General features: G+C 44.9%; 19 protein-coding genes. 3 read left to right on the top strand and 16 right to left on the bottom strand.

Going from position 1 to position 26049, the window contains the following annotated elements:
* Positions 1-159: 159 nt before the first annotated feature.
* The gene (locus tag WKT00_RS03230) at positions 160-1047 is read left to right on the top strand and encodes a LysR family transcriptional regulator (RefSeq protein ID WP_340260924.1); all 888 of its coding nucleotides are present in this window, start codon (positions 160-162) and stop codon (positions 1045-1047) included.
* Between the two features lie 107 nt (positions 1048-1154).
* Here the strand turns inward: WKT00_RS03230 and WKT00_RS03235 are convergent, their stop codons facing one another.
* From WKT00_RS03235 to WKT00_RS03250, 4 genes are read right to left on the bottom strand one after another with little or no spacing between them, the layout of a single operon-like run.
* Positions 1155-2168: an NAD(P)H-dependent glycerol-3-phosphate dehydrogenase gene (locus WKT00_RS03235; protein WP_173814322.1), complete on the bottom strand. Its 1014-nt coding sequence runs from the start codon at positions 2166-2168 to the stop codon at positions 1155-1157.
* Positions 2169-2220: 52 nt separating this feature from the next.
* A complete protein-coding gene (gene plsY / locus WKT00_RS03240) occupies positions 2221-2871 on the bottom strand; it encodes a glycerol-3-phosphate 1-O-acyltransferase PlsY (protein WP_173814323.1) in 651 nt (216 codons plus the stop codon).
* A 2-nt stretch (positions 2872-2873) separates the two neighbouring features.
* Positions 2874-4202, bottom strand: a complete 1329-nt coding sequence (gene der, locus WKT00_RS03245; protein WP_101694177.1) for a ribosome biogenesis GTPase Der — start codon at positions 4200-4202, stop codon at positions 2874-2876.
* A 47-nt stretch (positions 4203-4249) separates the two neighbouring features.
* Positions 4250-5575, bottom strand: coding sequence for a DUF512 domain-containing protein (locus tag WKT00_RS03250; RefSeq protein WP_101694176.1), 1326 nt, complete (start codon positions 5573-5575; stop codon positions 4250-4252).
* 182 nt (positions 5576-5757) lie between these two features.
* Between WKT00_RS03250 and WKT00_RS03255 the strand changes: the two genes are divergently transcribed.
* Positions 5758-6936 (top strand): ribose-phosphate pyrophosphokinase, encoded by a 1179-nt coding sequence (locus WKT00_RS03255; RefSeq protein WP_101694175.1) that lies wholly within the window; start codon positions 5758-5760, stop codon positions 6934-6936.
* Between the two features lie 313 nt (positions 6937-7249).
* On the opposite strand, the gene WKT00_RS03260 is transcribed toward WKT00_RS03255, so the two are convergent.
* The 11 genes from WKT00_RS03260 to WKT00_RS03310 all read right to left on the bottom strand — a co-directional run bounded on the left by WKT00_RS03260 (position 7250) and on the right by WKT00_RS03310 (position 22909).
* Complete coding sequence (locus WKT00_RS03260) at positions 7250-8413, bottom strand: phosphoglycerate dehydrogenase (RefSeq protein WP_173814326.1); 1164 nt, start codon at positions 8411-8413, stop codon at positions 7250-7252.
* Positions 8406-9497, bottom strand: coding sequence for a 3-phosphoserine/phosphohydroxythreonine transaminase (serC, locus tag WKT00_RS03265; RefSeq protein WP_173814327.1), 1092 nt, complete (start codon positions 9495-9497; stop codon positions 8406-8408). Before serC ends, WKT00_RS03260 begins: the two co-directional genes overlap by 8 nt.
* Positions 9498-9537: 40 nt before the next feature.
* A complete protein-coding gene (ilvB, locus tag WKT00_RS03270; RefSeq protein ID WP_101694172.1) occupies positions 9538-11211 on the bottom strand; it encodes a biosynthetic-type acetolactate synthase large subunit in 1674 nt (557 codons plus the stop codon).
* A gap of 33 nt (positions 11212-11244) precedes the next feature.
* Positions 11245-12921, bottom strand: a complete 1677-nt coding sequence (gene ilvD, locus WKT00_RS03275; protein ID WP_340260932.1) for a dihydroxy-acid dehydratase — start codon at positions 12919-12921, stop codon at positions 11245-11247.
* Between the two features lie 18 nt (positions 12922-12939).
* Positions 12940-14025, bottom strand: a complete 1086-nt coding sequence (leuB, locus tag WKT00_RS03280; protein ID WP_340260934.1) for a 3-isopropylmalate dehydrogenase — start codon at positions 14023-14025, stop codon at positions 12940-12942.
* Between the two features lie 147 nt (positions 14026-14172).
* Complete coding sequence (gene pflA / locus WKT00_RS03285) at positions 14173-14907, bottom strand: pyruvate formate-lyase-activating protein (protein WP_101694169.1); 735 nt, start codon at positions 14905-14907, stop codon at positions 14173-14175.
* Positions 14908-14942: 35 nt separating this feature from the next.
* Positions 14943-17195 (bottom strand): formate C-acetyltransferase, encoded by a 2253-nt coding sequence (gene pflB / locus WKT00_RS03290; protein WP_101694168.1) that lies wholly within the window; start codon positions 17193-17195, stop codon positions 14943-14945.
* A 140-nt stretch (positions 17196-17335) separates the two neighbouring features.
* Positions 17336-19600 carry a glycogen/starch/alpha-glucan phosphorylase gene (locus WKT00_RS03295; protein WP_340260939.1) on the bottom strand — a complete coding sequence of 755 codons (2265 nt, stop codon included), beginning with the start codon at positions 19598-19600 and terminating at the stop codon, positions 17336-17338.
* 87 nt (positions 19601-19687) lie between these two features.
* A complete protein-coding gene (gene yajC, locus WKT00_RS03300) occupies positions 19688-19993 on the bottom strand; it encodes a preprotein translocase subunit YajC (RefSeq protein ID WP_340260941.1) in 306 nt (101 codons plus the stop codon).
* Positions 19994-20108: 115 nt separating this feature from the next.
* Positions 20109-21242: a tRNA guanosine(34) transglycosylase Tgt gene (tgt, locus tag WKT00_RS03305; protein ID WP_173814332.1), complete on the bottom strand. Its 1134-nt coding sequence runs from the start codon at positions 21240-21242 to the stop codon at positions 20109-20111.
* A gap of 20 nt (positions 21243-21262) precedes the next feature.
* The gene (locus WKT00_RS03310; RefSeq protein ID WP_340260944.1) at positions 21263-22909 is read right to left on the bottom strand and encodes a L,D-transpeptidase family protein; all 1647 of its coding nucleotides are present in this window, start codon (positions 22907-22909) and stop codon (positions 21263-21265) included.
* 205 nt (positions 22910-23114) lie between these two features.
* On the opposite strand from WKT00_RS03310, the gene aroC reads away from it, so the two are divergent.
* Positions 23115-24212, top strand: a complete 1098-nt coding sequence (gene aroC / locus WKT00_RS03315) for a chorismate synthase (protein ID WP_101694163.1) — start codon at positions 23115-23117, stop codon at positions 24210-24212.
* Positions 24213-24346: 134 nt separating this feature from the next.
* Here the strand turns inward: aroC and WKT00_RS03320 are convergent, their stop codons facing one another.
* Complete coding sequence (locus WKT00_RS03320; protein WP_101694162.1) at positions 24347-26035, bottom strand: nucleoside kinase; 1689 nt, start codon at positions 26033-26035, stop codon at positions 24347-24349.
* Between the last annotated feature and the right edge of the window lie 14 nt (positions 26036-26049).

Raw genomic sequence — 26049 nt, forward strand, 5'->3', positions numbered from 1 at the left:
CAACCTTGTGATTTTTTCTATGCTTCGATTATAATATATCGTTAAATTAAAAACAAATTGTTAATTATGACACAATCTATAGATTTTATTTATAGTTCATGTTAAAATATGGTCACAAAAATAGATAGAAAAAAAATACACAGGAAAAGGAGAAAGGTTATGAACCTCTATCATCTAAGGTATTTTGTCACGCTGGCAAAACTAGAACACTATACGAAAGCTGCCGAACTTCTTGCAATCACGCAGCCAAGCTTAAGCCATGCGATTTCCTCTTTGGAGAAAGAATTGGGAGTAAAACTTTTCGAAAAAGAAGGAAGAAATGTTGTCCTGACGAAATGCGGACAAGCCTTTTTGGAAGATGTCACAAAATCACTGGATATTTTAGACTCCAGCATCAACAAACTTCAAATGACAGGAACTGGCGAAGGTCGAATTGACATTGCGCAGCTTCGTGCTGTCAGCAGCCTGATTGTTCCAAAACTAGTGCGGGGATTTCTTGATGAGCATTCAGACAAGCATATTGATTTCCGGTTTCATAACTCCACCGGACTTACCATGGATATGATTCAGGGATTAAAAGACCGCCGCTACGATGTCGCCTTTTGTTCCTACGTTGAACAGGAACCGACAATCGAGTTCATTCCGATTGCCAAACAGGAACTGGTTCTTATCGTACCGGAAGGGCATCCTCTAGAGAGCAGAGATTCTATTGATTTGAAAGAAACCCTGCAATATCCACAAGTTGGATTCTCCACCCGAAGCGGACTTCATCGCGTTATCAAAAAACTCTTTGAAAAATGCGGTGGGCATCCCGAGGTGGTCTGTAGTGTGGAAGAAGATGAGGCCGTTGCCGGACTGGTTGGCGCCGGATTCGGTGTTGCAGTCGTGCCGCGAATGCCGATTCTTGACTATATGCCCGTCAAGCCAATCCAAATTGCCAAGCCAAGCTGGGAACGAAATTTCTATATGGCAACTCTAAAGAATGTCTACCAGGCTCCGGTCATTCAGGCGTTTAAGACTTATGTTGCCGAACATGCAGATTTATAAAACGTACTTTTTACACAAACAACAATCCCCTATCTGAGAACGAGGAGGTTTCATGCCTCCCTTGATACATTCTCAGATAGGGGATTATTATAATATTCCATACTATTCTATTCTTTCCATGGAAGTGCAGTATGCTCTGCCTTACTGTCTCTAAGCATCAGTTCGTTGACCGCCTCTTTTGGATCTTTTCCTTCAAACAGCACTTCGTTTACTTTATTGATGATCGGAAGGGATACTCCATACTTCTCGCCCAGCTTTACAGCTGCCTTTGTGGAATAAACACCTTCTACCACCATCTGAACTTCATCCATAGCTTCCTGCATGGATTTTCCCTGACCCATCAGGTATCCTGCCTTACGATTTCGGCTATGAACGCTGGCACAAGTTACAATCAGATCTCCGATTCCCGTCAAACCGGTAAAGCTTTCGATGGCTCCTCCCATCTTCACACCCAATCTTGCGATCTCTGCAATTCCTCTGGTAATCAGAGCCGCCTTCGTATTGTCTCCATATCCCATGCCGTCTGCAATTCCGGCAGCCAAAGCAATGACATTTTTTAAGGAACCGCCAAGCTCCATCCCCAGCATATCCGGGCTTGTATAAACACGGAACACCTCGTTCATAAACATGCTCTGAAGATATTCTGCCGTCTTCTTTCTTCTCGCACCAATCACAACGATGGTCGGAAGTCCTCTTCCGACTTCCTCCGCATGACTTGGACCGGACAAAACTGCGACATCTGCCTGAGGAAGTTCCTCCTCAATCTGCTGAGAAAGTGTCATCAGGGTAGCTTCCTCAATTCCCTTTGCCACATCTACAATGATCTGTCCTTCCTTCACATACGGCTTCATATTGCGCGCCGTGCTTCTGGTAAACGGAGAAGGTACTGCCAACACAAGGAAATCCTTGCCCACAATCGCCTCTTCCATATTGCTGGTGAAAATCATTTCCTCCGGAAGCTTAACCCCCGGAAGCTTACTGGTGTGTTCCCGTTTGGAAGAAAGCATATCAACCTCTTCCTGATTAATCGACCAAACGGTCACCTGATGTCCGTTCTTGTGAAGCAGAAGGGCAAGGGCTGTTCCCCAGCTTCCCGCTCCCATCACACCTACATTTGCCATAGTTTTCACGTTCCTTTCTCTGGCGCCTCGCAATCACCATCACGATTCGCTATTATTTATGATTTCTTTTTCCAACACTTAGCTTGTTCTCTGTGCCATTTAACAGCCGCTTGATATTCTGCCGGTGCTTTATGAAGGCCGACACCATCAGAAATGCCGCTATCGCGTACATCTCCCACAAATACTCCGGTGCCACCGCAAATCCTCCCATCTGCCCGTAAATCACAACTTCTGCAAGGTAGATAGCCACCACTAAAAGGGATCCCACTGACACGTATCTAGTCACGGCTACCACTCCAATGAACACAAGGAGGCAGATCAGCACCATCCAAATATTGACGGTACTGATAATCAAACCTGCTGTCGCCGCAATGCCTTTCCCTCCCTTAAATCCAAGGTAGAACGGATAGTTGTGTCCAAGCACAGCTCCGGCCCCGGCATACATGGCAAGAAGCGGCAGCATTTCTGTATGGGACTCCCGGTAAAGTAAGGTAGCCACTACTACTGCTGCCACGCACTTAAAACAATCTCCCAGGAAGGTTACAAGTCCAGCCTTCCACCCCAGGGTTCGCAGTGCATTAGTCGTACCCGCATTCCCGCTTCCCAGTTTGCGGATATCAATATGATGAAGCTTTCCGTAAATATATCCCGTCTGCAATAGTCCAAATGCATATCCAATCAATACACATATGATACGTTCCATGATTAACGATCCTTTTCCTTTCTTTCCCGGATAAAGAACTTCAGCGAAGTTCCCCGGAAACCAAATGCTTCTCTGATCTTATTTTCTAAATATCTGGTATAAGAAAAATGCATCAATTCCTTGTCATTGACAAAGATTACAAAAGTCGGCGGCTTCACAGAAACCTGGGTAATATAGTAAAGCTTCAACCGCTTTCCCTTGTCTGACGGCGGCTGCTGCATAGCTACCGCTTCCGTCATAATCTCATTCAGCACTCCTGTCGCCACACGCATTGTCTGGTTCTCAATTACCATATCAATCATATCATAAAGCTTTGGAAGCCTCTGCCCGGTCTTAGCAGAGACATACATAATCTCAGCATATGGCATAAATGCCAGCACCCGGCGAATCTCGTTCTCATATTCCTTCATGGTCTTATCGTTCTTCTCAATGGCATCCCACTTATTGACAACGATAATAATTCCCTTGCCGCGCTCATGCGCAATTCCGGCAATCTTAGCATCCTGCTCGGTGATACCCTCTGATGCGTCAATTACCATCAGAACCACATCCGCACGCTCTACTGCCGTAACAGTACGAATGATGCTGTAACGCTCCAACTCTTCTTTGATCTTATTTTTTCTCCGAAGCCCCGCGGTATCAATAAATACATATTCTTTTCCATTGTGTATAATATCGGTATCGATCGCATCTCTCGTGGTTCCCGCCACATCGGAGACGATCACGCGCTGCTCGCCCAAAAGTTTATTGATAATCGAAGATTTCCCAACGTTTGGCTTTCCGACAATCGCAACTCTCGGACGATCGTCTTCTTCCTCTTCTCCTGCATGTTCCGGGAAATGTCTGGTCACTTCATCCAGCATATCGCCAATCCCCAGTCTGGATGCCGCAGAAACCGGAACCGGATCCCCAATTCCCAGATTATAAAATTCATAGACATCCGGCATAAATTTCTCAAAATTATCTACTTTATTTACCACCAGAACGATTGGTTTCTGGGATCTTCTAAGCATATCCGCAACTTTGGAATCGGCATCCACCAATCCCTGACGGACATCTGTAATAAATACAATGACATCTGCTGTATCGATGGCAATCTGTGCCTGCTCCCGCATCTGAGAGAGGATCACATCGCTGCTCTCCGGCTCAATTCCTCCCGTATCAATCAATGTAAATTCCTTATCCAGCCAGCTGACATCGGCATAAATCCGGTCTCTGGTAACTCCGGGAGTATCCTTGACAATGGATATCATCTCTCCGGCCAGTACGTTAAAGAGTGTGGATTTCCCGACATTCGGCCTTCCTACAATTGCTACTACTGGTTTACTCATATATCTGTTCTCCTATATCTGCTTTCTTAAATGTCTGTCTTCTAAAATTAGTACCTTCCTGTTTCTGTGCCAATAATCGCATCAATCAGGTCTTGTCCGCTTGATTTTACAATATCTACCGGTACTTGTAAAGCTTCTTCCAACTCAGAACGGGTAATATCGTCCAAAAATACCTCTTCTTCACTTCTAAACATACTGCATGGAAGCAGAAGGCGTGTCCCAAGTTCCTGTCCGGTAAGCTGCCGGATCAGATCCTGACCGGTAATCAATCCCGCCACCGTAATCCGTTCACCGAAGAAATCATTCCGAATCGGATAGATCAAAATCTTGGTTCTGGTATATTTCTGACTCAAACGATCCGCCATTTTCTTCAAGTACGGATATGCAAGATACCCGGTAGCCAGCGACACACTTCTTTCTATATCATCCCCAGCCGCATCCTCATAAGCTTCCTCAAATTCATTGTGGAGAAGGCGCAGCATGCCAACGCCATTTTCCAGTTGAAGATATCCGTCATAGCGCTCCTCTTCCGGCATCTCTTCTTCCGCCAGAATGTACCATTCATCTCCCGCATGAATAAAATGAAGACCATATTCCTGATACAGTTTCTCCTGCCAGCTGTGAATGACGCGCAGCACTTCCTTAGCATCCTCTTTGGTAAACGGCTCCAGCGGATACAGACCATCCCTATATTTGGTAAGTCCCACTGGAACGACAGAGACACTCTGCAGATATGGCAGATACCGGGATAGTTCCCGGATGCTTCGCTCCAGCTCTTCCCCGTCATTTACTCCTTTACAAAGTACAATCTGTCCATTCATCTGAATCCCACCCTCGTAGAGCGTATCTACTTTTTTCAGCGCATCTCCTGCAAACCGATTATGGAGCATCTTGCACCGAAGTTCCGGATTCGTGGTGTGAAACGAGATATTGATCGGCTCTAGATGATACCGTACGATCCGTTCGATATCGTGATCACTCATATTGGTTAACGTGATGTAGTTGCCCTGAAGAAAGGACAGTCTGGAATCGTCATCCTTAAAATACAGTGTTTCCCGCATTCCTTCCGGCATCTGATCAATAAAGCAGAACATACATTTATTCCTGCAGGATCGGTATTCATCCATCAGTCCCTGCTCAAATTCAATTCCCAGATCTTCTTCGTAATCTTTTTCAATCTCCAGCTCCCATTCCTCACCGTCTGGTTTCTGAATCAGCACCGTCAACTCCTCATCATTGACATAATAATGATAGTCAAAGACATCTTCAATTTCCTCATCGTTAATGGCAAGCAGAAGGTCTCCTGCCTCCACTCCCAGTTCTTCTGCAATACTTCCCGGAAGAACCTCTTTTATCCTATGCTCATGTTTCATGTTCTTTTTACTCCAATTAAAATTTTATTCGATTTTATTATTATAACCTACCTTTGCCGATTCGTCCAATATTATCCCTGATCTTTGCTGATTCATCTAATCTTTGGTTGACCTTCCGATAGGAAAAGTGATATAAATGATATAGTACAATATAAAAAAATACAAAGACACAGGAGAGGACTATGCCAAACATAAAATTAATGGAAACCGCGCTTCCAACAGCGCCGCTGAAAATCGCAGCCCACGACTCCTGCCGTGAGCTCGGAGAAAAAGTTAACAAGTATATTGTTAAATTCAGACAGGATACCCTGAAAGAATCTCTGGATTCTCCATTATTTGCAAGTTACAAGCAGGATAATTATCTCATTGAATGCCAGTGTCCACGCTTTGGCTCCGGGGAAGCCAAAGGTCTTCTTGGAGAATCCATCCGTGGAAAAGATCTGTTCGTGATGGTAGACGTCTGCAACTACAGCCTGACCTACACTGTAAACGGGCATCTAAACCGCATGTCTCCTGATGACCACTACCAGGATCTGAAACGAATTATTTCCGCTGCAAACGGAAAAGCACATCGCGTGAATGTTATTATGCCATTCTTGTATGAAAGCCGCCAGCACAAGCGTACCAAGAGAGAATCTTTGGACTGTGCACTGGCGCTCCAGGAGCTGGTGGATATGGGAGTCAGCAATATTATGACCTTTGACGCCCACGACCCAAGAGTACAGAACTCTATTCCGCTCCATGGATTTGACAACTTTAATCCGCCTTATCAGTTTATGAAAGCGCTGCTTCGCACGGAACCGGATCTTAAAGTTGACAAAGATCACCTGATGATCGTAAGTCCTGATGAGGGAGCCATGCATCGTGCCGTATACTTCTCTAACGTCCTTGGCGTTAACATGGGAATGTTCTATAAGCGCCGCGACTACTCTACCGTTGTAAACGGAAAGAATCCGATTGTGGCTCATGAATTCCTCGGAGACGATGTGAAAGGAAAAGACATCATCATCGTTGACGATATGATTTCTTCCGGTGAAAGTATGCTGGATGTTGCAAGACAGATCAAAGACCGCGGTGCAAACCGGGTATTCGTCTGCACTTCCTTTGGTCTGTTCACAGAAGGATTTGAAATCTTTGATGAATATTACGAGAAGGGATATATCGATCGCGTCATCACTACGAACCTGACTTATCTTCCACCGGAATTCTATGAAAGATCCTATTTTACCGCTGCGGATATGAGCAAGTTCCTGGCACTGATTATCGATTCCTTTAACCATGATATTACGATTGGGCGGGTACTGGATCCAACAGAGAAGATTCATCGTCTGCTGGAAAAGCACAAAGCCGGCTTGTTATAAAATATTGACTGCTTATAAAAGAGAGAAAAGGAAAGCCGTTCCATCCCGGAACGGCTTTCCTTTTCTCTCTCACTTTACTTTACTTCCCTGACCGTCAACTAGTTATCTATTCATGTAATATGTCAAAGCTGTCTCTTCTGCAAAGTAGTTCATGATTCCAGAAATAAGCTTCTTCATTTTGTTTCACTTCCTTTATAACGATCTCTTAATTCCGTTATAAAATTAACACTTATTTCTTGTTCTGTAAAGATATTTTTTTAACAAAAAAACAGGAGTTTTTACCCCTGTTTTTTGTGTATTTTTTAACGTTTTTTTATCTTAACACACGCACCCTCAGCACGTCTCCTACAGCCTTCAACTCATCCACTACGCTGTCCGGCATTGGCGTATCAATATCGATCATTGTATATGCATAACCGCCTTTGCTCTTATTGGAAAGATCTGCGATATTGATATTATCTTTCGCAAGAATTTTGGTAAACTGCCCCAGCATATTTGGAATATTGTGATGAAGAAGCAAAATTCTGGTATGATCTCCTCGAAGTCCCATATCGGAGTCTGGATAATTAACGGAATTCTTAATATTTCCATTCTCCAGATAATTCCGAAGCTCCTTTGCCGCCATCTTCGCACAATTATCCTCTGACTCTGCCGTGGACGCTCCCAAATGAGGAATTACAATGGTGCCCTTTACTCCTGCAATCACCGGTGTCGGGAAATCCGTCACATAGTGCTTCACCTGTCCGGATACCAGCGCATCAATCATTGCCTCTTCATCTACCAGTACATCCCGTGCAAAGTTAAGTACCACAACACCCTTCTTCATCAACCCTAAAGCATCACAATCGATCATTCCCTTAGTGCTTTCAAGAGCCGGAACATGGATGGTAATGTAATCACATTCCTGATAAAGTTCATCTACCGTCTTCGCATGATGAATACTGCGGGACAATCTCCATGCAGAATCTACAGAGACATAGGGATCGTATCCATATACATCCATTCCCAGGTTGGCTGCTGCATTCGCTACCAGCACACCGATGGCGCCAAGTCCAATTACCCCAAGCTTCTTTCCTTCAATCTCACAACCGGCAAAAGCTTTCTTTGCCTTCTCTGCATCCTTTGCAATATTTCCATCCTCTTCGTTTTCCTGTACCCAGTTAATTCCGCCGATAATATCACGGGATGCCAAAAGAAGTCCGGCGATTACCAGTTCTTTCACACCGTTGGCATTGGCGCCTGGCGTATTGAACACTACGATTCCTTCTTCGGCGCAGCGTTCTAACGGAATATTATTGACTCCCGCTCCTGCTCTTGCAATCGCTTTTAATTCTTTTGAAAATTCCATCTCATGCATGGATGCACTCCGAACCAAGATGGCATCCGCTTCCTCCGGCTTTCCAGCCGCTACATATTCTTCCGTCAATTCATTCATTCCGATGTCTGAGATCGGATTTAAACAGTGATATCTATACATGTAATTCATTCTCCTCTTCAAACTTCTTCATAAATGCTACCAATGCTTCTACCCCTTCTATTGGCATTGCATTGTAGATGCTTGCGCGCATTCCACCCACACTTCTGTGACCTTTCAGATTCTCAAGTCCTGCTGCCTTTGCCTCCTTGACAAATTTCGCATCCAAATCAGCATCTCCCGTTACAAATGGAACATTCATCAAAGAACGATCTTTCTTCTCTACCGTTCCCTTGAAGAGACGGCTCTGATCCAGATAATCATAAAGGATCTTCGCCTTCTTCTCATTGTGTTCTTTCATTGCTGCAAGACCGCCCTGCTTTTTCAGCCACTGAAATACCTTGCCGCAGATATAAATTCCGTATGCAGGAGGCGTATTATAAAGCGATCCCGCATCTGCGTGGGTTTTATACTTCAGCATGGTCGGTGTTCCGTCAAGTACATCATCCGTAATCAGATCTTCCCTGATAATCACGATCACAACACCAGCTGGACCAATATTCTTCTGTACGCCGCCATAAATCAGTCCGTACTTTGTCACATCCACAGGCTCAGACAAAAAACAGGATGAAACATCTGCTACCAATGTCTTGCCTTTGGTATTCGGAAGTTCATGGAATTTGGTTCCATAAATTGTATTATTTTCACAGATATAGACATAGTCTGCATCCTCGGAAATCGGAAGATCCGAACAATCCGGAATATAGGAAAACGTCTGATCTGCAGAAGATGCCACAATATTCACCTTACCGTATTTCATTGCCTCCTGGCTTGCCTTCTTCGCCCATTGTCCGGTCACAATATAATCTGCCACTTTATTTTTCATCAGATTCATTGGAATAGCCGCAAACTGCTGAGAAGCTCCGCCCTGCAGAAACAACACCTTGTAATTGTCCGGAATTGCCATCAGATCTCGAAGATCCTGCTCGGCTGTATCTATAATCTTCTGGAATGCCGATGATCGGTGACTCATTTCCATAACGGACATTCCGGTTCCTTCATAATCAAGCATCTCTGCTGCCGCTTCTCTTAATACCTCTTCCGGCAATACTGCCGGACCCGCTGAAAAATTATACACTCTGTTCATTGTCATTCCTCCATTTTTTTATGTTCTATATTCTAGTCTGCTATTTTTGCATATCGCCTTCGTCAAAGGCTTCACTAATCGCTGCTCCCGGAGCCACCATCGGCCACACTTTATCGTCACAGTCAATCTGACAGTCCAGTACAACAGGCTTTCCAAGGGTTAATGCCTCTGCAAACCGCTCTGCAAACTCTTCTTTCGTTGTTACACGGATTCCTACCGCTCCCATGGCTTCTGCAAGTTTTACAAAGTCCACTGCATCATTGAGTACCGTTGCCGAATACCGCTTCTCATAGAAGAGGTTCTGCCACTGGCGCACCATTCCGAGCACATGATTGTTCACCACTACCTGAATGATCGGAATCTGATGACGAACTGCTGTTGCAATTTCGTTCATATTCATACGGAAGCATCCGTCTCCTGCAATATTAATTACCGTCTTCTGCGGACATCCAACCTTTGCCCCCAAAGAAGCTCCAAGACCGTATCCCATAGTTCCAAGGCCTCCGGACGTTAAGAATGTTCTCGGCTTCGTATACTGATAATATTGTGCCGCCCACATCTGATGCTGTCCTACTTCCGTCACAATCAGGGCATCTCCCTTGGTCTGACGATAAATCTCTTCCACAATATAAGGTCCTGTCAGAATCTCTGGGTGATAAGTCAGTGGATAACGATTTTTATACTCCATGATCTTTTCAATCCACTCATGGTGATCCTGCTGTTCCAGGCGTTCATTCAATGCACGAAGTACCACTCTTATATCGCCGACTACGCCTTCTGTAATCAGCACATTTTTATTCATCTCCGCCGCATCGATATCAATCTGAAGAATCTTTGCATTCTTCGCAAATTTCTTCGCATTTCCTGTAACACGGTCGCTGAATCTTGCGCCAACTACCACCAGAAGATCACATTCACTGACTCCATAGTTGGAAGTCTTGGTTCCATGCATTCCCAGCATTCCTGTGTAAAGTGGATCGGTTCCAGGGAATGCACCTTTTCCCATAAGGGAATCTGTAACCGGCGCATCCACCTTCTTTACAAATTCATAAAGCTCACTGCTGGCGCCTGAAAGCACTGCGCCGCCGCCCACGAAAATATATGGACGTTTCGCTTCTGCAATCATCTTCAAAGCTGCGTCAATATCTGACTCACAGATCTCTAAAGATGGTTCCCATTCCTGGATCTGTACTTTCTGATACTCCGTTTTATTGGCGGTTACGTCTTTCGGAATATCGATCAGCACCGGTCCCGGTCTTCCTTTTCTCGCAATTACGAATGCCTTTCTGATGGTATCTGCCAGATCTTTTACATCCTTTACGATAAAATTATGCTTGGTGATCGGCATTGTAATACCAGCAATATCTATTTCCTGAAAACTGTCTCTTCCAAGCAGTGATACTCCCACATTACAGGTAATCGCCACAATCGGAATGGAATCCATACACGCAGTGGCAATTCCTGTTACCAGGTTCGTAGCTCCCGGTCCGCTGGTAGCAAAACATACGCCAACCTTTCCGGTAGCCCTTGCATATCCATCAGCCGCATGGGCTGCTCCCTGTTCATGGGATGTCAGAATATGTGTAATCTCATCACTGTGCTTATACAACTCATCGTACACATTCAATATCGCTCCGCCCGGATAACCAAATACCGTATCAACGCCCTGTTCTTTCAGGCATTCAATTACAATCTCTGCTCCTGTCAACTGCATCCCTCTCTCTCCTTTCTCATCGTATGTATCTATTTATTTCCCCGTTCCTGGTACTTCAAGAATTGCCCCTCTGTTTCCTGAGGTTACCAAAGCTGCATATCGTGCAAGATATCCCGTTTTTACCTTTGGACTTCTCGGCTTCCACTGTTCTTTTCTTCTCGCCAATTCTTTCTCGGACACATCCAGTTCCAAACGGTATTCCGGGATATTAATCCGGATAATGTCTCCTTCTTCTACTAATGCAATCGGACCGCCAACCGCTGCTTCCGGCGATACATGACCGATAGAAGCTCCTCTGGAGGCTCCGCTGAAACGTCCGTCTGTAATCAACGCCACACTGGATCCCAGTCCCATTCCTGCAATCGCCGAGGTCGGATTCAGCATTTCACGCATTCCAGGACCTCCTTTTGGCCCTTCGTATCGGATAACCACCACGTCTCCTGCTACAATTTTGCCACCCTTGATTGCTTCAATTGCATCTTCTTCACAGTCAAAGACTCGTGCCGGTCCTTCGTGAACCTGCATTTCCGGAACGACTGCTGAACGTTTTACCACGCTTCCATCCGGTGCCAGATTTCCTTTTAATACGGCAAGTCCTCCTGTCTTGGAGTATGGATTTTCCACAGGTCTGATCACTTCCGGATTCAGGTTGACTGCATCTTTGATGTTTTCGCCTACTGTTTTTCCAGTCACCGTCATACAATCTGTATGCAGAAGTCCAAGTTTATTTAACTCATTCATTACCGCATAGACGCCGCCAGCCTCGTTTAAATCTTCCATATGTGTCGGTCCTGCCGGTGCAAGGTGGCAAAGATTCGGTGTACGCTCGCTGATTCCATTTGCAAAATCAATCTCAAAATCCATTCCGATCTCGTGCGCAATAGCCGGAAGATGCAGCATACTGTTTGTAGAGCATCCCAATGCCATATCAACGGTCAAGGCATTTAAAACTGCTTTTTCTGTCATAATATCCCGCGGACAGATATTCTTCTCCCACAGCTCCATTACCTTCATACCCGCATGTTTTGCAAGGCGGATACGCTCGGAATAAACAGCCGGAATCGTTCCATTTCCACGAAGTCCCATTCCCAGAACCTCTGTCAGGCAGTTCATACTGTTTGCTGTATACATGCCGGAACAGGAGCCACAGGTCGGGCAGACTTTATTTTCAAATTCCAAAAGTCCTTCATCGGATAAGGTTCCTGCTGCATTGGCACCCACAGCTTCAAAAATACTGGATAAGCTTCTTTTCGCTCCTCCCACACGGCCTGCAAGCATCGGTCCGCCGCTGACGAAGATAGTAGGAATGTTGATTCTAGCTGCCGCCATCAAAAGCCCCGGCACATTCTTGTCACAATTAGGAACCATAACCAACGCATCAAACTGATGTGCCAGCGCCATCGCTTCTGTAGAATCAGCGATCAAATCTCTGGTAACCAGTGAATACTTCATGCCGATATGTCCCATAGCGATTCCATCGCACACGGCAATTGCCGGAAATACGATCGGAGTTCCTCCTGCCATGGCGACTCCCTGTTTTACCGCATTTACTATTTTATCCAAGTTCATATGCCCTGGAACAATCTCGTTATAAGAACTTACGATTCCAACCAACGGACGCTCCATCTCTTCCTTTGTCATCCCCAGTGCGTTCATTAAGGATCGATGTGGTGCCTGCTGTTTTCCCTTTGTTACTGTATCACTTCGCATCTTTCTTCCTCCTTGTATCTATCGAATCAGATCTGCAATCCGATCTCCCATTTCTTTCGTTCCGATCTGCGTCTTTCCTTCTGACATAATATCAATGGTGCGGTAACCTTCTTTTAATACCTGCTCCACTGCCCGTTCAATTGCATCCGCCTCCTGATCCAGATCGAAGCTGTATCGAAGCATCATAGCCGCAGAAAGAATGGTTGCAATCGGGTTTGCAATGCCTTTTCCTGCAATATCCGGTGCCGAGCCTCCGCTAGGCTCATAAAGACCAAGCTTTGTCTCATTTAAGCTGGCGCTTGCCAGCATTCCTATGGATCCTGTTACCATGCTCGCCTCATCGGATAAGATGTCTCCGAACATATTCTCCGTAAGTACGACATCGAACTGCTTCGGATCCTTTACAAGCTGCATCGCACAGTTATCTACTAACATATGGGTCAATGTCACTTCCGGATAGTCTTTTGCCACTTCTTCTACCACTTTTCGCCAAAGTCTCGAAGAATCCAGCACATTTGCCTTATCAACACTGATCACTTGTTTTCTTCTCTTCATCGCCACATCAAACGCACGCTTTGCAATCCGCCTGATCTCATTTTCATTATAGGTCAACGAATCATACGCCGTCATCACACCGTCTTCTTCTACAGTCTTTCTCTCGCCAAAGTAGAGTCCTCCGGTCAGCTCCCGCATAATCAGCAGATCAAATCCGCCTTCTGTAATCTCCTCTTTCAACGGACAGGCTCCCTTTAATTCATCGTAAAGGATCGCCGGTCTTAAATTTGCAAACAGATTCAGCTCTTTGCGAATCTTAAGAAGTCCTGCTTCCGGCCGCTTAGACGGCTCCAACTGATACCACGGGGATGTCTTGGCGTCTCCACCGATGGAACCCATCAGCACCGCATCGCATTCCTTTGCCTGTGCAATTGTCTCATCCGTCAGCGGCACTCCATGTACATCAATGGATGCACCCCCCATCAAAAGTTCTGTATAATCACAGGTATGACCGTATATTTCTGCAGCTTTATCCAGGACTTTTACCGCTTCTGTCACAACTTCAGGACCGATTCCATCCCCTCGGATAATTCCTATTTTAAGATTCATACTCATCTTCCTTCCTGACAAAAATCTATAGCATTAATCATAGCGTATTTTCCCGAATATTTCAATACTTTAATAAGTTAATTTGTGAATCTCCTAAAATTCTTTTCGAATTGCACACAGAATTGATAAAAAATTAAGGACACGGAACTAAACCGTCCGTGTCCTTAATTTTTCTTTCGCATTTTCAATCCGTTCTTTCGTCGGTGGGTCAATCCCTTCCAACGGATAGGAAAGTCCTAGTTCTTTCCACTTATACACGCCCAATGTATGATACGGAAGTACTTCTACCCGCTCTACGTTCTGAAGTGTATCTAAAAACGCCCGAAGTCTGTCCAGATATTCATCATTATCACTTCTCTGTGGAACCAGCACATGACGAATCCATACCGGCTTCTTCTCATCCGACAGATATCCGGCCAAATCCAGAATATTCTGGTTAGTGCAGCCCGTCAGAATCTTGTGCTGCTCGTCATCAATCTGCTTGATATCCAAAAGGAACAGATCGGTATACTGCATTAATTCCTGAAATTTTCCAAAGAAAGGTTCTTCCCTTGTAAATGGATTCCCGCTGGTATCCAGCGTCGTATGGATTCCCTGTTCTTTTGCCTTGCGAAACAACTCAATCAGGAAATCAATCTGCAGAAGCGGCTCTCCGCCACTGACGGTAATTCCGCCGTTCTCTCCCCAGTAAGAGCGATACCGCATTGCTTTCTCAAGAAGCTCATCCGCTGTATACGGGGTTCCTGTCTGCATATTCCAGGTGTCCGGATTGTGACAGAACTGACAGCGCATTGCGCACCCTGCCAGGAAAATCACATACCGAACGCCCGGTCCATCTACTGAGCCGAAACTTTCCAGGGAATGTACGTATCCCTGTACCATAGCAGCTCCTTTCCAGGTGTATGAAAAATCTATAATTACATTCTGTCGTGGCAGGTTCTTGCGATTACGTCAAGCTGCTGCTCACGTGTTAAGTCGATAAACTTCACTGCGTATCCGGATACACGGATCGTAAAGTTTGCATATTCCGGTTTTTCCGGATGCTCCATTGCATCGATCAGCTTATCTGTTCCGAATACGTTTACGTTCAGGTGGTGAGCCCCCTGATCAAAGTATCCATCCATTACCTGTACCAGGTTATTCTTACGCTCTTCATCATCGTGTCCGATGGTGTCTGGGCTGATGGTCTGTGTATTAGAGATTCCATCAAGAGCCAGTTCGTATGGAAGCTTCGCTACAGAGTTTAAGGAAGCTAACAGTCCATTCTTCTCTGCTCCGTAAGATGGGTTTGCACCTGGTGCCAGCGGTTCGCCTGCTTTTCTTCCATCCGGCAGAGATCCTGTTGCCTTACCATATACAACGTTGGATGTAATCGTAAGAATAGAAGTAGTTGGCTCGGAATTTCTGTATGTGTGGCACTTGTTTAACTTGTGCATAAATGTCTTTAACAGCCAGATTGCAATGTCGTCTGCACGATCATCGTCGTTTCCGTATCTTGGGAAGTCTCCCTCGATCTCGAAGTCAACTGCCAGTCCGTTTTCATCACGGATTGGTTTTACTTTTGCATACTTGATTGCGCTTAAGGAGTCAATTACATGAGAGAATCCTGCAATACCTGTTGCAAAGGTACGTCTTACATCGGTATCAATAAGCGCCATCTCAGCAGCTTCATAGTAATATTTGTCATGCATATAATGAATCATGTTCAGGGTATCTACATAAAGCTTAGACAGCCATTCCATCATATCATCGTAACGTTCCATTACTTCATCAAAATCAAGATATTCAGAAGTAATTGGTCTGTAAGCAGGTCCTACCTGCGCTTTGCTCTTCTCATCCACACCGCCGTTGATTGCGTACAACAGACATTTTGCAAGGTTTGCACGTGCTCCGAAGAACTGGATCTCTTTTCCTGTCTGTGTTGCAGATACGCAGCAGCAGATAGAATAGTCATCTCCCCATACCGGACGCATAACATCATCATTTTCGTACTGAATAGAACTGGTCTGTACGGAAATGTATGCTGCGTACTTCTTAAAGTTCTCCGGCAGTCTGGAAGAATACAGTACTGTAAGGTTTGGTTCCGGTGATGGTCCCATGTTCTCCAATGTATGCAGGAAACGGTAGTCGTTCTTTGTTACCATAGAACGTCCATCCTGTCCAAGACCTGCCACTTCCAGTGTTGCCCATACCGGGTCTCCGGAGAACAGTTCATTGTAAGAAGGAACTCGTGCGAACTTCACCATACGGAACTTCATTACCAGATGGTCGATTAATTCCTGTGCCTCAGCCTCTGTAAGTGTTCCGTTCTCAAGATCTCTCTCGATATAAACATCAAGGAATGTAGAGATACGTCCCACACTCATAGCTGCACCATTCTGTGTCTTGATCGCTGCCAGATATCCGAAGTACAGCCACTGTACTGCTTCGCGGGCATCCTTAGCCGGCTCGGAAATATCGAATCCGTAAACAGCTGCCATCTCCTTCATCTCTTTTAACGCTCTGATCTGATCTGCAATCTCTTCACGAAGACGGAAGTCTGTTCCCTTCATACCGTGTCTTGCGTAACGCTCAAAGTCATACTGCTTCTTCTCAATCAGGAAGTCAATTCCGTACAGAGCCACACGACGGTAATCGCCGACAATACGTCCTCTTCCGTAAGTATCCGGAAGTCCTGTAATAATCTTATTGTGGCGGGCTTTCTTCATCTCTGGTGTGTAGATGTCGAACACTCCCTGGTTGTGTGTCTTATGATATTTTGTAAAAATTTCATGCAATTTTTCACTTGGCTGATATCCGTAAGTAGTACAAGCCTGCTCTGCCATGTTAATACCACCATATGGCATAAATGCTCTCTTTAATGGCTTATCGGTCTGAAGTCCGACTACTTTCTCCATGTCTTTCAGCTCTTCGCTAATATATCCTGGGCCATATGCAGTCAGTCCGGAAACAACTTCTGTCTCCATGTCAAGGACGCCGCCTTTAGCTCTTTCTTCTTTCTGTAATTCCTGAAGCTTGCCCCATAATTTATGAGTTGCCTCTGTAGGCTCTGCCAAAAACGCCTCATCGCCTTCATATACGGTGTAGTTGTCCTGAATAAAGCTTCTGACATCTACAGAATTCTTCCAGTCTTTTCCTTTAAAACCATTCCACTGTTCAAACTGTGCCATGATCTTTCCCCTTTCACTTTCACTCTATCTTGTGTTTACGTGGTCAGTATACCATTAGATATTGATATTTGCAAGCCTAATTATGATAATAGTTATCATTTTATGCCATGTATGCAATTTTGTACAATCTTGATAATTTTTTATCGAAGTTTCCAGATATCCTGATTGTACTGTGCTATCGTTCTGTCCGAAGAGAAATATCCTGCTTTCGCAATGTTCACCAGCATCTTTTTACTCCAACGCAAGCGCTCTTCATAGTCTTCGTAAGCCTTCTCTTTCACCTGAATATATTCTTTTACATCTAAAAGTGTCATAAACCAGTCTTTCTGAATCAGCTCTGCGTGAATCCGAAGCAGATGATAAGGATCTCCGATCTTCATCATTTCCGGACTGATGATAAAATTCAAAAGAGTCCGTATCTCTTCGTCTTCAATATAGTAATCTGCCGCGCGGTAATCGTGGTTTTCATAATGCGCCATTACTCGTTCACTGGAAGCGCCGAAAATATAGATGTTATCATCGCCTACCAGTTCGTGAATTTCTACATTTGCTCCGTCCTCTGTTCCCAGGGTAACTGCTCCATTCAGCATAAACTTCATGTTTCCGGTGCCGGACGCCTCCTTGGACGCCAGGGAAATCTGCTCAGATATATCGCAGGCCGGAATCAGATGCTCTGCCATCGTCACATTATAATTTTCCACCATTACGACTTTCAGATATGGAGACACCTCCGGATCATTAGAGATCAATTCCTGCAGACACAGGATCAAATGGATAATATCTTTGGCGATCAAATATGCCGGAGCTGCCTTCGCGCCAAAAATCATGGTGATCGGAGTCTTTGGTTTCTCGCCTCCTTTGATCTTTAGGTATTTATAAATGACGTACAGTGCATTCATCTGCTGGCGTTTGTACTCGTGGAGACGTTTAATCTGGATGTCGTAAATGGACTTCGGATCCAGGATCAGGTCTTGTGTCTTTTCAAGGTAATCTGCCAATTCCTGCTTCTTTTGTTGTTTCACCTCCAACAGACTTTGAAGCGCCGCTTCATCCCCCGCGAACGCCATCAATCCTTCCAGTTCTTCTGCGTTCTCTTTAAAACCGCTTCCAATTCGTTTCTCAATCCATGCCGTCAATTCCCGATTACAGTGCAGAAGCCATCTGCGGAATGTAATTCCGTTGGTCTTGTTATTGAATTTCTCCGGATAAATATCATAGAATGGCTTTAATTCCGAATGTTTCAGAATGTCTGTATGAAGAGCTGCCACCCCATTGACACTGTAACCGTAATGAATATCCATATGTGCCATATGAACCCGATTTTGATCATCAATAATTGCCACCTTCGGATCCTGATATCTTCCTTTCATGCGAAGATCCAGCTCTTTGATAATTGGTACAATCTGCGGCGCCACCTGTTCCAGATAGGAAAGAGGCCATTTTTCTAATGCTTCTGCCAAAATCGTATGGTTCGTATAAGCGCAGGTCTTCTGCACAATTTCTACCGCCTCATTAAAATCAATCTGTTCCTGAACCAAAAGTCGAATCAATTCCGGAATCACCATGGATGGATGGGTGTCATTGATCTGGATTGCCACATGCTCATGCAGCTTTCTAAGGCTTACTCCCCGGTCTTTACATTCCTTTAAGATCAACTGTGCTGCGCTGCTTACCATAAAATACTGTTGATAAATCCGAAGGAGATTTCCCGCCTTATCACTGTCGTCAGGATAGAGGAATAAGGTCAGATTCTTTGCCACCTGCGTCTTATCAAAAGTAATTCCGTCTTCGATGATACTTTCGTCCACGCTCTCCACATCAAAGAGGTGCAGGCGGTTTCTTCCATTGTTATAGCCGGATACATCCAAATCATACATTCTAGAAGTCAGAGTGAAGTCTCGAAACGGCACCTGGAAGGAAACGCCTGTATCTAACAGCCAGCTTTCTTCTTCCATCCACGGATTCGGATACTCTTGCTGCTTATGGTCTTCAAACACCTGCTTAAAAAGACCCATGTGATAATTGAGTCCGATTCCATCTCCGCAAAGCCCCAATGTTGCGATGGAATCTAGAAAACAAGCCGCCAGTCTTCCAAGTCCTCCATTTCCAAGCGACGGTTCCGGTTCTGCTTCCTCAATCGCGCAAAGAGAACGCCCGCAGGATTTTAAAAACGCTTCTGCTTCCTCATAAATCCCCAGATTAATCAAATTATTTGATAAGAGCTTTCCAATCAAAAACTCTGCCGAAATATAATACAGCTTTTTCTCTCCTTCGATCCGTGGAAGTCTGGAAAGTTCTTCCTTGGTGTAGCAAAGCAGCACCTCATACAATTCTTTGTCAGACGCTTCTTCTACACGTTTCTGATACCTGTTTTTCACCAATTCTGCGATTCTCTCTTCTAACATACTTACCCTCCTCTTAAATCTCAAAAAGAGAACCCTTCAATCTGGATTCTCTTTTTTGTCTGCATAAAATGCATTCCATCTTCATTTTTATTCAGCAGATGCCTTTTCTACCTGTGCAATTGCTGCTTTCTGCATTGGAATACGACAGTTTCTATTGCTTCCGAATTCTACAATTACATCAGAATCGTTAATATCGATAACAACCCCGTAGAATCCGCTCGTTGTCAATACGCTGTCGCCAACTTCCATAGAGGCGATCATTGTCTGAACTCTCTTCTGCTCTTTTTTCTGTGGTCTGATAAAGATAAACCAGAAACCTCCGAAAATCAATACGTATACTACGATCAGTAATGCCCAGTTGGCACCGCCTGCCTGTGCTGCAAGTGTGTACATAATCTTAATTCCTCCTAATTCTCTATAAGCACTATTGCTATCATACACAATTCTATACTATTCATCAAGTGCTTTCCTTCTATTTAATAAAATATTTATGATCTCTATTTTATGATTACTTTTTCCCGGCATTCATTCCAGCAAGCTTTGCTTCTTTGTATTCCTTATAATTTCCTGCTTCAATCGCCGCACGAATCTCTTCCATCATCGTGTTGTAAAAATAAAGATTATGAAGTACGCACAAACGCATTCCCAGCATCTCTTTTGCCTTTAACAGGTGGCGTATGTACGCTCTGGAGTAATGCCGACACGCCGGACATTGACATCCTTCCTCAATCGGACTCATGTCCAGTTCATATTTGGCATTAAAAAGATTCAATTTCCCCTGATTGGTATATACATGTCCATGGCGTCCATTTCGACTTGGATAAACACAGTCGAAAAAGTCTACGCCACGATCAACCGCCTCCAAAATATTCGCCGGGGTTCCAACACCCATCAGGTAAGTCGGCTTATTTTCCGGAAGATGCGGCACCACTGCATCTAAAATTCGATACATCTCTTCATGGGTTTCTCCAACTGCAAGACCTCCGATTGCATAGCCGTCCAAATCAAGCTTCGCGATATCCTTTGCATGCTGGACTCGGATGTCTTCATAGACACCTCCCTGGTTGATTCCAAACAACAACTGATGCTGGTTAATGGTATCTTCCAGCGAGTTCAGCCGATTCATCTCTTTCTTACACCGTTCCAGCCATCTAGTTGTACGGGCAACAGAATTTTCCATATACTCCCGATCTGCCACGCTGGATGGGCATTCATCAAATGCCATCGCAATCGTAGAACCCAGATTTGACTGAATCTGCATACTCTCTTCCGGCCCCATAAAGATTTTCTTGCCGTCAATATGAGAGTTGAAATAAACGCCTTCTTCCTTAATCTTCCTAAGTCCCGCAAGAGAAAACACCTGGAAACCGCCGGAATCTGTCAGGATTGGCTTATCCCACACCATAAATTTATGAAGTCCGCCCAGTTTCTTAATCACTTCATCTCCCGGACGAACATGAAGATGATAGGTATTAGACAACTCCACCTGTGTCTTAATCCCCTGAAGATCCTCTGTCGATACAGCTCCTTTGATCGCAGCAGCTGTTCCTACATTCATAAATACAGGGGTCTCAATGACCCCATGTACCGTGTGCAGCCTTCCCCGCTTGGCAAGGCCGTCTTTTTTTATCAGTTCATACATTCTTATTTTCCTCTTTCCGATTAATAGTGGCAGACGATCGGAGTGCCTGCTGAAATCAGATTATACAGTTCTCCCGCTTTGGCCGGAGGCATATTGACACACCCATGGGAACCATTAGTTAAGTACCGGGATCCACCAAAGGTCGGCTGCCAATTAGCGTCATGGAATCCGATTCCTCCATTGAATGGCATCCAGTATTTTACCGGAGTCTCATATTCATAAGAGCCATCTGGTTTCTTATCGCCTCTAAGTACCTGATCTAAGGCTTTATAAGCCAGAGAGTACACGCCCTGCGGCGTTGCACAGCCTTTTTTGTTTGGATTTCCCGTCACAATCGGAGTATCCATTACAACTTGTCCATTCTGTACAAAGTACATATGCTGTGCTGTAAGGTCTACTTCTGCATAGGTTCCTCCCACGTCATTTCCTTCGTGGCTTGCCCCGCGGCTTGCATAGGCAGGCTCACGCGTTATTACTTCTGCATTCTGAATATTTCCAATCAGTGTATGGTATTCCGCTTCCTGATCAATCTGCCAGCCATAGCTTCCACCTTCAACATTCACTGTATTTCCCGTTGCCGTCGTAAAAGTTCTCGTCTTCCCTTTGGTATTGTATTTCTCTGCAAGTGTCTGAACATAGGCTCTGACCGCCGCCTCATCAAAGGTGACGTTCATCTCTGCATCCACCTTCACCCACTGGGAAATCACGGATGCATCCACCAGTTCTGTATAAGGATTGAAATCATAGGTTACACTGGCTCCCAAATACCCGTTCATCGTTTCACATGCTGCCGCCACTTCAGGAGATTCCTTGGTAAATTTTGGCAAAATATAACAATCTGCCTTTAACAGATCGATCTCTTTCTGAAATCCGTTGATTGCCTCTGCCACCTTCTTATGAAACTTTTCATTGTCAAGCTGGGTTCCAACCACTTCCGGAACCACCTGGAACTGATCGGTCTGGAACTGCGGATACGCATCCACAGATGTCACCTGATTTTCTTCCTTCATACAGTTTAGATTACCGATCTTCTTCTCCAGCGCTTTCTCATCATACTTCACGCCGACCTTTGCCTGAATCTTCGGATGCTCCCACAAGGACTTGATCCATAAAAAGTTGTCCTGCTTCTTTACCAGCTTTTTCAATTCTTCTCCCGGAACATATTCCAAAGAAATGTCGGTTCCCACAATCATCTCCTGACCGCCGTCAGATTCCTTCATAGTCAGCACATAATCATCTACCTGCTTCTCCATATAAGCTTCCACGGCGCTTACGCTTTTCAGCGAAACATCCGTTCCGTTGATTTTTGTAAAGAACATAAAATGGCTATGAAAGAACAGTGCAAATCCAACATACACTAACAGAAAAACTCCCAAAATACTTCCCAGTACAATGGCTGCTGTCTTTTTGCCCTTCTTTGAGCCTTCGTTTCTTTTGCCTTTTGCGCTCTTTGTCTTCTTGCCTTTCTTGTTTTTTTTGCTTTTTTTCGGCTCTTCTTCATCAAAAAGAGCATCGAATTCCTCCACATCTTCGTCAAGAAGTCTTCCGAATTCCTCATCGTCCTCGTCATCAAAGAATGTGTCCTCTTTGACTCTATCATCCAAAAACAGCTCGTCCTCAAATCTTTCTCCGGCTGTCTCCTTTGCTTTTTTGCTTCGCTTCCACATTACTTATACACCTCTATAATAAATCCATCTTCAATTATACACTCTAACATTATAATATGCACCTTTATAAAAGTACAGAAAAAACGACAATTTTTTTCATGAAGATTTCATGAAGAATTAGGGGAAAAGATTTTTAATTGCAGCTTTTCCCCTGATTGTTTATAATAAGACCTGACAATATTTATCAGTAAAGGAGCATTTCATCATGGCAGGATCTTCTTATGGAACCTTATTTACAGTCACTACCTGGGGCGAATCTCATGGACCCGCAATCGGCGTCGTAATCGACGGATGTCCGGCGGGAATTCCTCTGTCCGCCGAGCAAATTCAGGTTTTCCTGGACCGGAGAAAACCCGGACAGAGCCGTTTCTCCACAGCTAGAAAGGAAGCGGATCAGGTACGGATCCTCTCCGGCGTCTTCAATGGGAAAACAACCGGAACCCCTCTGTCCCTCCTAGTTCCCAATACCGATCAGCGATCCCATGATTACAGCCGTATCAAGAATTGCTATCGTCCGGGACACGCAGACTACACCTTTGACACCAAATATGGCTTTCGCGATTACCGGGGCGGCGGTCGGACATCTGGAAGAGAAACCATTGGACGCGTCGCCGCAGGCGCTGTTGCATCCCTTCTTCTTGAAGAGCTTGGGATTCACCTGACCACTTACACCCGTTCTATCGGTCCGGTACAAGTACCTGCCTCTACTTACGACTATTTCTGTATCCATAAAAATAGTCTATACATGCCGAATCTGGAATATGCACAGGCAGCCGAGGATTATCTGAAAACCTGTATGGAACAGCAGGATTCTGCCGGCGGCGTAATCGAATGCGTTATCACCGGACTTCCGGTGGGAATCGGCGAACCTGTCTTTGAGAAGCTGGACGCTCGCCTCGCTCAGGCGATTCTGTCTATCGGGGCTGTCAAAGGCATCGAAATCGGAGACGGTTTTGCCGCTTCTGCTTCTCTTGGCAGTTCCAATAATGATGCCTTTTATATAGAAGGAAATGAGGTCTGCAAACGAACCAACCACTCCGGCGGAGTCTTAGGAGGACTAAGTGATGGAAGCCCTCTCGTGCTTCGGGCAGCTGTCAAACCTACCCCTTCCATCTCCCAGCCTCAACAGACCGTCACAAACGACGGCCAGAATACAACCCTTATCGTCACTGGGCGACATGACCCCGTTATCGTCCCGCGAGCCGTTGTCGTTGTAGAATCTATGGCGGCCATTACCATCGCCGATCTCTTGATGACGAACATGACATCCCAGATGGAGCACCTGAAAAAATTTTATAAGTAATGCTTTCGCCAAATCCGATTTAGAAAAAGAAAAGAACCGCAGACCCTGCCGGGAAGCTCTTTGCCACCCCGCAAGGTCTATGGTTCTTTCTTTTTATCTGCATTATTTGAATTTGCTTCATATATCGCCAGGATTTACACGTGGAAACATCCTCCGCCGATAAATTCTCGAAGCAGAGAATTAGACGGTACATTCTCGCTTCCAATTGGAACAAAATAATCTAAAAACTTCAACAGTCTCTTCGCCTCCAAATACTCCGGCGCACTTCTGTCAATTCCGAAAAGCAGCGGTTCCACATAAGGCTTTAGTACCGCCAGCTCATAAATCAAAGCTGAGTTAAACATTACATCCGCTTCTTCCTGATACGGGAAAATATTGCGTTCCTCTCCACGCCGCACAGAATTCCACATATTGATGGTTCTCTGTGCAGAAGATCCTCTCGTCCTCGCATCCCGGACAATCCGTCGAAGAAGTCGGCCATCCGTGGTCGGGATCCGATTATGCTCATCAATGTTAAGCTGCGTCAGCGCACTGATATAGATCTTATACTTATTGGCATCCGGAAGATTTAAGGTCAACTTTGGATTCAGGCAATGGATTCCTTCAATCACCAGCACATCATTAGGACCCAGTTTCTTCGTCTTTGATCCATATTCCTTGTGACCGGTAACAAAGTTGAAGGTTGGAATCACCACTTCCCTGCCATCCAGCAGCTCCTTAAGCTGCTGATTAAAGAGTTTTACATCGACCGCTTCCAGACATTCAAAATCATAGTCTCCATTCTCATCTTTTGGATTGTCTTCCCGTTCTACAAAATAGTTATCCACCGCAATGGGATGAGGAACCAGACCATTTGCCCGCAGCTGAATGGACAGTCGATGTGAAAACGTCGTTTTCCCCGAAGAGGAAGGTCCCGCAATCAAAATAAATTTCAGCTCCGGCCTGGCGGCAATCTGTGCTGCAATCTCTGCAATCTTCTTCTCCTGCAGCGCCTCCTGAACCAGTACCACTTCATGGGCATCACTCTTGGTAATCTTATCATTCAATGCGCCTACCGTCTCAATTTCCTGCATATCTCCCCACTGGGTAGATTCTTTCAGCACCTGGAAGAGCTTTGTCTGAGGAACAAACGTTTCCACCCGCCGCGTCTCTTTCTTAGACGGCATCAAAAGCAGAAAACCATCATCATAAAGCTTTAGCTTAAAATACTTCAAATAGCCTGCGCTTGGCACCATATATCCATAGTAATAATCTTCAAATTCATTCATACTATAGATATTTACCTTGGAAACCCGTCGGTACCGGAACAGACGCTCTTTATCCAGCATCCCATGCTGATGGAATAATGTAATTGCCTCATCGGTATTAACAGAGCGTTTCCAAATCGGCATATCCATTTCTACCAGACTTTTCATCCGTTCCTCAACACGGTCCAAAAACTCCTGCGTCACTTTGGCGCTTCCTTCCACCGTGCAGTAATATCCATTGCCGATGGAGTAGTGAATCCGCACTTTTTCAATCTGCTCATGAGGAATGACATCATAAATAGACTTTACCAGCATCAGGCTCATGCTTCTTCGGTAGGTATCATGCCCTGCCTCAGAGGCTGTCGTCTCAAACTTAAGCGTACAGTCTTTTTCCACTGTTTTCGTTAATTCCTGAAGCTTCCCATCCACAAATACCAGTACAATATCATCTTTATAATCTTTTTGGAATTCTTCTGCGATCTGACCATAAGAAGTCCCTTCCTGATACGGTCTGGTCTCTTCTCCAATTTTCACCTGGTACAACTGCATTTTGTCTGCTTTTTCCGCCTTTTCCATATTCTCAAGCCTCT

The organism is Dorea sp. ICN-14282 (assembly GCF_037890115.1).
In the GTDB taxonomy this organism is placed as follows: domain Bacteria; phylum Bacillota; class Clostridia; order Lachnospirales; family Lachnospiraceae; genus Dorea_B; species Dorea_B phocaeensis.